Annotated in this window: 10 protein-coding genes; 3 read left to right on the top strand and 7 right to left on the bottom strand. The window is 67.8% G+C overall.

The features are described 5' to 3' along the window. The 3 genes from FHP25_RS40030 to FHP25_RS40020 all read left to right on the top strand — a co-directional run. On the top strand, positions 1-1,118 hold a 1,118-nt coding region (locus FHP25_RS40030), incomplete at its 5' end, for a hemolysin family protein (RefSeq protein ID WP_231712645.1). Positions 1,119-1,172: 54 nt separating this feature from the next. Next, positions 1,173-1,442, top strand: coding sequence for a GlsB/YeaQ/YmgE family stress response membrane protein (locus tag FHP25_RS40025; RefSeq protein ID WP_147852605.1), 270 nt, complete (start codon positions 1,173-1,175; stop codon positions 1,440-1,442). After that, the gene (locus FHP25_RS40020; RefSeq protein WP_147852604.1) at positions 1,439-2,635 is read left to right on the top strand and encodes a M20 aminoacylase family protein; all 1,197 of its coding nucleotides are present in this window, start codon (positions 1,439-1,441) and stop codon (positions 2,633-2,635) included. The genes FHP25_RS40025 and FHP25_RS40020 overlap by 4 nt, the downstream gene beginning before the upstream one ends. 64 nt (positions 2,636-2,699) lie before the next feature. Here FHP25_RS40020 and FHP25_RS40015 read toward each other — a convergent pair whose 3' ends face one another. From FHP25_RS40015 to FHP25_RS39985, 7 genes are all read right to left on the bottom strand, one after another. Next, a complete protein-coding gene (locus tag FHP25_RS40015; protein WP_147852603.1) occupies positions 2,700-3,191 on the bottom strand; it encodes a class I SAM-dependent methyltransferase in 492 nt (163 codons plus the stop codon). 10 nt (positions 3,192-3,201) lie between these two features. Beyond that, positions 3,202-3,648, bottom strand: coding sequence for a cyclic nucleotide-binding domain-containing protein (locus tag FHP25_RS40010; RefSeq protein ID WP_147852602.1), 447 nt, complete (start codon positions 3,646-3,648; stop codon positions 3,202-3,204). Positions 3,649-3,666: 18 nt separating this feature from the next. Continuing rightward, positions 3,667-6,381, bottom strand: a complete 2,715-nt coding sequence (locus tag FHP25_RS40005) for an ABC transporter transmembrane domain-containing protein (RefSeq protein WP_147852601.1) — start codon at positions 6,379-6,381, stop codon at positions 3,667-3,669. A 105-nt stretch (positions 6,382-6,486) separates the two neighbouring features. Then, positions 6,487-7,386 carry a shikimate dehydrogenase gene (locus tag FHP25_RS40000; protein ID WP_147852600.1) on the bottom strand — a complete coding sequence of 300 codons (900 nt, stop codon included), beginning with the start codon at positions 7,384-7,386 and terminating at the stop codon, positions 6,487-6,489. 3 nt (positions 7,387-7,389) lie between these two features. Continuing rightward, positions 7,390-8,013: a Maf family protein gene (locus tag FHP25_RS39995; protein WP_218578991.1), complete on the bottom strand. Its 624-nt coding sequence runs from the start codon at positions 8,011-8,013 to the stop codon at positions 7,390-7,392. Positions 8,014-8,076: 63 nt separating this feature from the next. After that, the gene (locus FHP25_RS39990; RefSeq protein WP_178134142.1) at positions 8,077-9,204 is read right to left on the bottom strand and encodes a PQQ-dependent sugar dehydrogenase; all 1,128 of its coding nucleotides are present in this window, start codon (positions 9,202-9,204) and stop codon (positions 8,077-8,079) included. A gap of 225 nt (positions 9,205-9,429) precedes the next feature. Beyond that, positions 9,430-10,119 carry an adenylate/guanylate cyclase domain-containing protein gene (locus FHP25_RS39985; protein WP_147852599.1) on the bottom strand — a complete coding sequence of 230 codons (690 nt, stop codon included), beginning with the start codon at positions 10,117-10,119 and terminating at the stop codon, positions 9,430-9,432. Positions 10,120-10,381 lie beyond the last annotated feature (262 nt).

Raw genomic sequence — 10,381 nt, 5'->3', positions numbered from 1 at the left:
TCCAGTTCGGCGAAAATCGACCTCGACTCCTCCATGGCGCCAAACTCCTACGCTACTACTCAACCCAACCCAGCCTTAACCCCTATCCCTCAAACGCAAGCTCTTTCTCTAATGCGATTGCCCTGGCCGACACGCAGTCGCATCTTTCGCCGGGCCGCTGCGATCCCTATAGTAGCCCCGTCATGTCCGAACCGTCGTCCGACCGAAGTTCCGGCGCGCCCGGGGCATCCGAAGGCGGCCCGCTGCGACGCATCCTGCGCAAGTTGCGCAGGCGCAACCGCGGCGAGGAGATTCGCGAAGTCATCGAGGAGCTCATCGAGGAGCATCCCGAGCTGCGCAACGCGTCGACCGATGAGCCGGCGCTGGGCGAGGAAGAACGCGATCTGCTCGCCAACATCCTGGGTCTGCGGGCCAAAACTGTAGCCAACGTCATGGTGCCACGCGCCGATATCGTCGGCATCGCCATCGACACGTCCCTGGAGGACACCGTCAAGCTGATCCAGCAGGAGGCGCATTCGCGCTATCCCGTCTATCGCGAGTCTCTCGACGATGTGATCGGCATGATCCACATCAAGGACGTGCTCGCCTATTGGGGCAGCGGCCGCCGTTTCCATCTGCGCGAGGTGCTGCGTCGGGTGAGCTTCGTGGCCCCGACCATGCCGGTGTCGGACATGCTGCTCGACATGCGCCGGCAGCGTGTGCACATGGCGCTCGTTGTCGACGAGTTCGGCGGCACCGACGGCCTGCTCACGATCGAGGATCTGGTCGAGGAGATCGTCGGCGAGATCGAGGACGAGCACGACACGGAGCAGATGGTCGGCCTCGTGGCGCGGCCGGATGGCAGCTTCGACGCCACCGGCCGCACCCCCATCGCCGCGTTCGAGGAGATGGTCGGCCCCGTGCTGAACGACGAGGAACGCGGCGAGGTGGATACGCTGGGCGGCCTGATCTTCTCGCTGGCGGGCCGCATTCCGGAGCGCGGCGAGGTGATCCGCCACCCTTCGGGCTGCGAGTTCGAGATCGTCGACGTCGACCCGCGCCGCATCCGGCGCCTGCGCGTGCGGCTTCCCCAGCCGGCAAGCGCCACACCTGCCGCCACGGTGCCGGAGAGCGGATGACAGGCGAAGCATGACGGCAGGTCCACCAGTCGAGCGTTGGAAGGGAGCGTTGTCATGGACATCATCATCACGATCGTCATCGGCCTGATCGTCGGCCTGATCGCCAGGCTCATCATGCCCGGCAGGGATCCGGGCGGCATCATCATGGCGATCGTGATCGGTATCGCGGGATCGCTCATCGCCACCTATGGCGGCCAGGCCCTGGGGCTCTATCAGCCGGGCCAGGCCGCGGGCTTCATCGGCTCGGTCGTGGGCGCGGTCGTGTTCCTGATCCTGCTGCGGCTGATCCGCCGCGCGACCGGAAGCCCTGGAGATCAGGCATGACGCGTGGCGTCATCGAGCGGCTGAAGGCGACTGAGCCCGAGCTGATCGCGATCCGGCGCGACATCCACCGGCATCCGGAAACGGCCTTCGAGGAGGTGCGCACCGCCAGCATCGTCGCCGAGAAGCTGACGTCCTGGGGCTTTGCCGTGCATCAAGGCCTGGCCAAGACCGGGGTGGTCGGCACGCTCAAGGGCAAGCGTGCCGGGCAGAAGACGATCGGCCTGCGTGCCGACATGGACGCGCTGCATCTGCAGGAGAAGAACGCGTTCACCCACCGCTCGACCATCGACGGCAAGATGCACGCCTGCGGCCATGACGGCCACACGACCATGCTGCTGGGCGCCGCGCGCCAGCTCGCCGCCGATCCGGATTTCGCCGGCACGGTGCATGTCATCTTCCAGCCGGCCGAGGAGGGCCTCGGCGGCGCCCGGGTCATGATCGAGGAGGGGCTGTTCGACCTCTTCCCCTGTGACGCCGTCTACGGCATGCACAACGCGCCCGGCCTGCCGGTCGGCAGGTTCGCGATCCGCAGCGGCCCGATGCTGGCCGCCAGCGACTCGTGGACCGCGGTGTTCCATGGCACCGGCGGCCACGGCTCGGCGCCCAACCGCGGCACCGACCCGACGATGCCGGCGGCCAGCTTCATCCTGGGGGTCCAGGGCATCGTCGGCCGCAATGTGCCGCCGACCGATACCGCGGTGCTAAGCGTCGGTCACATCGCCGCCGGAGCGTTCAATTCCCCCAACGTCATCCCGTCGGACGTCACCGTGCGCGGCACGTCACGCAGCTACCGGCCGGCTGTGCGCGACATCCTGGAGCGCCGCCTCGGCGAAGTCGCCCGCAGCACGGCCGGGAGCTGGGGCTGCAGCGTCGACTACACCTACCAGCGCCGCTATCCGCCGCTGGTCAACACCGCCGACCAGACGGCCATCGCCATCGCCGCTGCCGCCGCCACCGTCGGCGCCGAGAATGTCGACGGCAACGCCCCGCCGATCACCGGCGCCGAGGACTTCGCCTTCATGCTGGAGAAGAAGCCCGGCGCCTACATCATGATCGGCAACGGTGGCGACGAAGCCGGCGGCTGCCACTACGTGCACACGCCGCTCTACGATTTCAACGACGAGATCATCGTCACGGGCGCCGCCTACTGGCTGAACGTGGTGCAGCAGGAGCTGGGCGCGGCAGCGGGCTGAGTGTAGCCGCGCCGCTCCGGCAGACCATGCAAAGAGCGCCGCTGGAGCGGCGCGGCCCGACCGATCAAGGCGCCGCCCGGTAAAGGAAGTAGCGGTCCTTGGGCACACCGTCCGGCTCGGGCAGGCGGATCCAGCGCGCGACGTCGAGCGGCTGGTTGGCGACGACATAGCCGCCGGGCGCCAGCAGCTGGTCCAGGGCCGGCCCCAGCCACGTGCCCATCTCCATGTTGGCGGCATGGTCGCCGGTGCCGAGATCGCTGTGGATCAGCACGGCGCTGCGGCCCAGCATCCGCGTGGCGCGCGGCAGCTGCTCGCGCACGTCGCCGAGGAAAAGATGGTGTGCCGGCGGCACGCAGTCGGGATGCGCCCGCACCTCGCGCTCGAACACATGGATGTCGCGGCCCGGCAGAAGCTCGCGCAGATGGTCGTAGGTGCGGCCGTTGCCGAGGCCGATCTCCAGGATCGGCCCAGCCATGCCGCGCACTTGGCCGGCCGCCCAGTTGAGGCAGTCGCGCTGCGCCTGCATGCGCCGGATGAAGCTGTCGAGGCGGCTCAAGGCGGCAGTCTCATGCCGCCTGCGCCGCCGCCAGCTTGCCGTTCATGTCCTCCACGCGATGAGCCAGCTCGCGCATGATCTCGACGGCCATCTGGGGAAACTCGGCGACCAGGCGGAAGAACATTTCCTTGGGGATCTTGAGCGCGGTCAGCTTCTCGTGCGCCTTCACGGTGGCGGTGCGCGGCATGTCGCACAGGATCGCCATCTCGCCGAAGAAGCCGTTGCGACGAAGCTCGGCCACCTTGATGGGCCCGTTGGGCGAATCGATCAGCACGTCGGCCGAGCCGCCGAGGATGACGTACATGGCGTCGCCGATATCGCCCTGGTGGCACAGCTCCTGGCCGACGTCGAAGGTCATCCGATCGCTGGTGAAGGCAATCAGCTTCAGCTTCGCCGGCTCGATCTTGGAGAAGATCGGCACGGTCTTCAGGAGTTCGACTTCTTCGTTGATGCTCATGAGCCTCTCCTCGCGAGCTCAGCCCGCCGCCAGCAGGTCGGCGAAGTTCTTGTCTCCAGCCATGTCACCCGGTGCGCCACTGGCTGTCACCTTGCCGCCCTGCAGGACGATCACCTGATCGAAGCGGTCGGCAAGGCTGGCACGATTCAACGCCCAGACCACGCCCCGCCCCTTGCAGGCATCCAGTATCTTATCGAGAACACGCTGCTGCGCAGCACCGTCCAGCATCGCCGTGGCATCGTTGAGCACCAGCAGGTCGGGACGCTTCACCAGCCCACGCGCCAGCCCCACCTTCTGCCGTTGTGCTGCCGGCAGGCGCTTGCCGGCAACGCCGACATTGTAGTCGAGGCCGACCTCGACGACCGCGCCGCGCAGCTCAAGGCCTTCCAGGACCTCCGAGATCAACGCGCCGACCCGCTGCGGGCCCTGCGCCTGGCCGTAGACGATGCGGCCGAACAGGATATTGTCCTGCAGCGTGGCTGCCGCGTTGTAGAGGTTGCGGTCGTAGAATTCGATGGCCTTGGCCGCCGCCGCCGGCAGGTTCTCGGCGAAGGCGCGTCGGGCCGCGAGCAGCCGGCCTTCCATGGCGGCATCGATCAGGCCCAGGCGATGGCGGGCCTCGATATAGCGGAAAGGCAGCGCTGCCAGCCGCGCGCGCGCCGCATCGTCGAGATCCGCGACGCTCTTGCCCGCCAGCCGGCTCAGGATCGTGCGGAACTCGGGCAGATCCTCGGCGGCGATGAAGCTGAACTGCTCGAAGAACGGATGTCCCACAGGCAGGTCGGCGAACAGCTCGACCATGGTCTCGGCGATCGCCACGCCCATCTGCAGCAGGTCGGTCTCCAGGCCGACACGGCCCAGCGCCTCGCGCATGTGCGGATTGGCCGCGATGTTGTCGGGATCGAACGTCCTGTCGACCGGCGTGCCGAACAGCAGATTCTCGGCGATCGACATGTTGCGGTTGTAGCGGGCCCGATCGAATGGCTCGACCAGCGACGCCAGCGCCGGATCGGCCAGCCGCGCATGCAATTCGTCGCGCGCCATGAGGATCGATTCGGCGACGCGCGGCCGCGCCATCGCATCGATCGTGCCGCGCAGGCCGAAATGGTAGATGTCCTCCTCGAGCTCGACGGCGCGCAGCACCTCGACAATGCGCCGGTCGATATCGCCCGGGCCGGTGGCGCCGGCCGCCTCGTAGTCGATCCAGTCGTCGGCCGGGTTCAGGTCGGGGTTGCCGGCGCGGCGCGACTCGGCCACGAACCGCTCGCGCTCGCGACGGGCCGCATCGTCGTACACCGCCGGGATCACCGGCCGGCGCTTGAGGCCGTAGAGGATGTTGTCGCGCACGCTGACGGGGAAGAGATAGACGTCCTGGCCCACATAGGCGATGCGCGCGCCGGTGACGGTCTCCGGCAGCGACGAGAGATCGACATCGCCGATGCGCACGGTGCCGACGCTCGGCCGTATCAGGCGCGCCATCACCTGGGTCAGCACTTCCTTGCCGCCACCCTGGGGACCTACCAGGGCCAGCCGACGACCGATCGGCGTCACCAGGCTCACGCCGTCGATCGGCTTGGCGCCGCCGTCGTCGGCCACGGTCACGCCGGTCAGCACGATGTCGCCCGACAACGGCGATACCGGCCCGTCCGGCAGCGCCTGCAGCGCCGGCGGCAGCATGCCCTCGGGCTGGAACTGCTCGGCGACCTGCTCGTACTTCTGCTGCACGTCCTGGCGCTGCTGGTCCCAGTCGATCAGCTCCTTCACCGGGCCGGGCAGATCCTTGTAGGCCAGCAGCACGCCGACCACGCTGCCGACCTGCATGTCGCCGAACAGCACCAGGTAGCCGCCGATCAGGTAGATCATGAACGGCGTGATCTGGGCCAGCAGGTTGTTCAGGAACTTGGCCGTGAACTTGCGCTGGAAGAGGTCGAAGCGGATTTGGTAGATCGTGCCCAGGCGCTGGGCGATGTCGGCGCGCTCGTAGTTCGACGTGCCGTGGCTATGAACGTCGTGCACGCCGTCGACCGTCTCGGCGATGCGCCCGGCAAGCTGGCGGGCGGTGAGCTGGCGTTCCCGTCCTAGCACCAGGATGCGCCGGCGCAGCCGCGGGATCACGAAGGCCTGCACGGCCAGCACCGCGATCACGATCAAGCCCAGCCATATGCTCTGCAGCATGATGAAGAGCAGCGCCGTGAGCGCCTGGCCGCCAAGAAAAGCCGGCTGCACGTAGGCATCGCCGATGAAGCCGCCCAGCGGCTCCACCTCGTCCTTGATCATGCCGCTGAGCTCGGCCGCCTTGACCTTGCGGAAATGGGCGGAGGGGAACAGCAGGATCCGGTCGTAGAGCTCGTAGCGCAGGCGCCGCAGCATGCGCTCGCCCAGACGTCCCTTCTGCGTGTTGATGGTCTTCTTGAACATGCCGTTCACGGTGACCATCACCAGGAACAGGCAGCTCATGGCCACCAGGTAGGGCCACTGCGTCAGCGATATGCCGTCGAACAACGTGAGCGATCCGGACGACGACAGGAAAGACGGCACCGGCACGCTGACGCGCAGGAACGACACCTCGGAGATGGTCTTGAAAACCTTGCCCTCGATGCCGTCGTTGACAATCGTCTTGGGAATGCTGAGGGATGCGAAATAGAAGACCTGCGCCACGATCACGAGGAACAAGATGATCAGCTGATCGTGGCGGCTATGCCGCCATATGTATTTAAACAGGTTCTTTTCCATTCCCCGATCCACGCCGAGAACGCGCGGGCCCGACGAGCCTGTCCGCGACAGATTAGCCGGTAGCGCCCGTCTACTGGAACATGCAATTCGCCGCCGCTCGGGCCCCTAGGCTCCCAGGTCCCCCGCGACGGCTGTGCGCAAGGCGGGGGTCACGGCCGGCTCGGAACCGCCAAACCAGGCGGCAAAGCCCGGCCGCCCCTGGTGCAGCAGCATATCGAGCCCGTCGACCGTGGGATTGCCGCGCGCCTGGGCCCGGCGCAGCAGGTCCGTGCGCAACGGCACGTAGACGACGTCATTGACCACCGCCGCGGTCGGCAGCGCCTCGAGCGCCAGATCGAGCGCCGGCTGGCCGTCCATGCCCAGGGAGGTGGTGTTGACCAGCAAGCCGGCGCCAGCCAGCGCGGCAGCCCGCCGTGACCAGTCATCGACCACCAGGGTGCGGCCATCATCGGGCGTAAAGCGCACGCCGAGGTCGATGGCCGCCTGCCGTGTCCGGTTGACGAGGCGCAGCTCGGGCACGCCGGCATCGACCAGGGCCGCGATCACGGCACGGGCCGCCCCGCCGGCTCCCAGCACCACGGCCGGTGCTGCCGCCGGCTGCCACGCCGGCGCACCGGCGCGCAGCGCCTCGACGAAACCGAAGCCATCCGTGTTGCGGCCCTCCAGGGTGCCGTCGGCACGCTTGACCACGGTGTTGACGGCGCCGATGCGGGATGCCGCCGGCGTGACCACATCGAGCAGCTCCAGGGCATCGATCTTGTGCGGCAGGGTAAGGTTGCAGCCGCGTGCCTGCGGCGTGCGGCGAATGAAATCGAAGGTCGCGCGCAGGGCGGCACCCCCCGGCTCGACGGCGAGACGGCCGTAGCAGCCGTCGATCCGGCGCTCCTTCAGCCAGAAGCCGTGCAGCAGCGGCGACCGCGAATGCGAAACCGGCCAGCCGACGATGAAGGCGAAGCGGCGACCGGCGGCGGCCGCCAGCAACGAATCGAAATCGGGCGCCGTCATTGATCAGCTCCGCAACACGCCGGCGCTGCGCAGCCATGCCAGCAGCGGCAGCAACGGCAGACCGAGAATGGTGAAGTAGTCGCCGTCGATGCGCTCGAAGAGCTGCGCGCCCGTGCCCTCGAGGCGATAGGCCCCGACCGAACTGGTCAGCCAATCACGACTGGCATCGACATAGCGGGTCAGGAAATCATCAGAGAACGGCCGCATCGCCAGCCGCGCCGTATCGATATGACGCCACACGACCTCGCCATCGCGCGCGACGCTGACCGCCGACTGCAGCTCATGCACACGGCCGCGCAGGAAGCGCAGCTGCTCGCAGGCCGCGTCGATGTCTGCCGGCTTGTCGAAGAGACGGCCATCGCAGGCCAGCGTCGAGTCGCCACCGATCACCACGGCACCCGGCCGGCGCGCCGACACCGCCAGCGCCTTGCGGTCCGCCAGCGCCGTCGCCAGGGAAGCGGCATCGGCGCCAGCCAGCTCGCGCTTCACGGCGTCCTCATCGACGCCGGGCGCCACGATCTCGAAAGCGATGCCGGCCCCTTGCAGCAGCGCACGCCGCGCGATGCTGGTGGACGCCAGCACAACCGGCAGCGCCCCAGCGCCCTGCAGTGGACCCAGCTCAACCATGCGCCGCTTCTAGCGGGCGCACGACCACGGAGCAATCGCGGCCATGCCGGTGCGACGCCTCGGTCATGCCGGCTCGACGCGGTAGAGAGTGCCGTTGTCGCTGCGCGAGATCAGGTACAGCATCCCGTCCGGCCCCTGGCGGACGTCACGGATGTCGAACATGTCGGCCAGCAGGCGCTCCTCCGACACGTAGCGCTCGCCGTCGATCTCGACGCGAAACAGCGAGCTGGCCGACAACCCGCCGATGAAGAAGGAGCCGCGCCATGCCGGAAAGGCGCTGCCGCTGTAGATCACCAGCCCGCACGGCGAAATCGACGGCACCCAGGCCCGCACCGGGTCTTCCATCCCCGGCAACGACTTGTGATCGCTGATCTTGGCGCCGCTATAGTCGATCCCCTGCGTCGCCAGCGGCCAGCCGTAGTTGGCGCCTGTTTTGAGCAGGTTGAGCTCATCACCGCCGCGCGGGCCATGCTCGACCGACCACAGGCGGCCGGTATCGGGATGCATCGCGAGGCCCTGGGGGTTGCGATGCCCGTAGGTGAAGATCTCCGGCCGTGCGTCGCGGCGGCCGACGAAGGGATTGTCCGGCGGCACGCTGCCGTCGTCACGCAGCCGCACGATCTTGCCGCCCAGGTCGTCGAGCCGCTGCGCCCGCTGCATCTGGTAGCGCTCGCCGCATGTCACATACATCAGCCCGGCACGATCGAAGGCAATGCGCGAGCCGAAATGGTTGCCGCCGCTGCCGGGCGGCGTGGCATCGAAGATCGGCGTCACGTCGGCCAGCCCGCCCTCGCCCCAGCGGGCGCGCACGACCCGGGTCAGGGCGCCGCCGGCGACCGGCGCGGCAAGCGAGAGATAGAGCGTGCCGTTGCGGGCAAACGCCGGATGCAGGCACACGTCGAGCAGCCCACCCTGGCCGCGTGCCCGGACCTCCGGGACGCCGGCGAGCGGCTGCGGCTCGAGCTTGCCGTTGGCGAAGACGCGCAGGCGTCCGGGCCGTTCGGTGATCAGCAGCCGGCCATCCGGCAGGAACGCGATGCTCCACGGCTGCTCAAGGCCAGAGGCCAGGGTCACGAGACGATAGGCCGCCTTCTGGCTGCGGAAGGTCCTGGCCTGGGCCCGCGACACGGCCGGCATCGTCAACCCCGCGGCGCCAGCGATACCGCCGGCCACGAAAGCGCGCCTTTTCATGGGGGCCCCTCCTTTACCTGACGGACCGGTACCTGACGGACCGGCCGCGACATCCGCCTGCGCAAATTGCGCGAAGCCGACCACACCATGCGAAACGCGTGACAACAACGACAAGAACGACTGAAAGTCGCGTGCCTGCAGAGGAAACGCGACCGTCGGGCGTGCCTATATGGATATCGCCACGTACGGCGACAAGGAGTCCAAAACCGGAATGATCGGGCCGCCTCAGCAGGCGTATGCGACCTGCGGTGCTCCATAGCCCTTGAGCTGCACCTCGCGCCGCTGCGGCGCGGCCTTTGCCGCGGCCAGCGCCTGCCACGCCGCTTCGCTGACCAGGATTTCGCCAGCCGCAGCCACCGACTGCAAGCGCGAAGCGCGATTCACGACCTGGCCGACGGCCGTGAGATCGGTATGCGTCGTGCCGAACTCGCCGAAGGTCGTGGTGCCCCGGTCGATGCCGACACCGACCCCAAGCTCGGCGACATCCAGGCCGTAACCGGCCAGCTCCTGCTTGCAGCGCGCATGGCAGCGTGCCTGGATGTCGCGGGCCGCTGCCAGCGCGAGGTCCGTGTGGTCGCCGTGACGCAGCGGAAAATTGAAGATCGCGAGGATCGAATCGCCGATCGCCTTGTTCAGCAGGCCGTCATGCAACCACACCGCCGTGGCGCATTCGTCGTAGAAGAAGTTCAGCAGCCGCGCCAACGCGGCTGCGTCCATGGCCTGGGTCAGTGTCGTGTAGCCGCGGATATCGGCGAACAGGATCGTGGCCTCGATCTCGATCGACCTGCGTCGCATGACATGCTCGAACATGGTCTCGCAGATCGTGCAGATATTCGGGTTCATGCGGCTGGGGCGCACACCGAAGACCCGGAACGGCACCGACAGCGGGCCGCGCAGCACGATCGGAACGTGCATCTGCTCCCAGCACCCTCGGCATATTTTTGCGGTCGCAGCCTCGTGGCTCATGGTGATGGTCCTGAACGTTCGACCCCGACCCGCCCGGCATACTGATCGCCAACGGCCTGTCCGACAAGGGACAATCCGCCCGCGGCAGGGCAATCGCATTAGAGAAAGAGCTTGCGTTTGAGGGATAGGGGTTAAGGCTGGGTTGGGTTGAGTAGTAGCGTAGGAGTTTGGCGCCATGGAGGAGTCGAGGTCGATTTTCGCCGAACTGGAG

It is taken from the genome of Vineibacter terrae (genome assembly GCF_008039615.1).
GTDB lineage: Bacteria > Pseudomonadota > Alphaproteobacteria > Reyranellales > Reyranellaceae > Vineibacter > Vineibacter terrae.
This window is presented reverse-complemented; position numbering and strand designations above follow the sequence as displayed.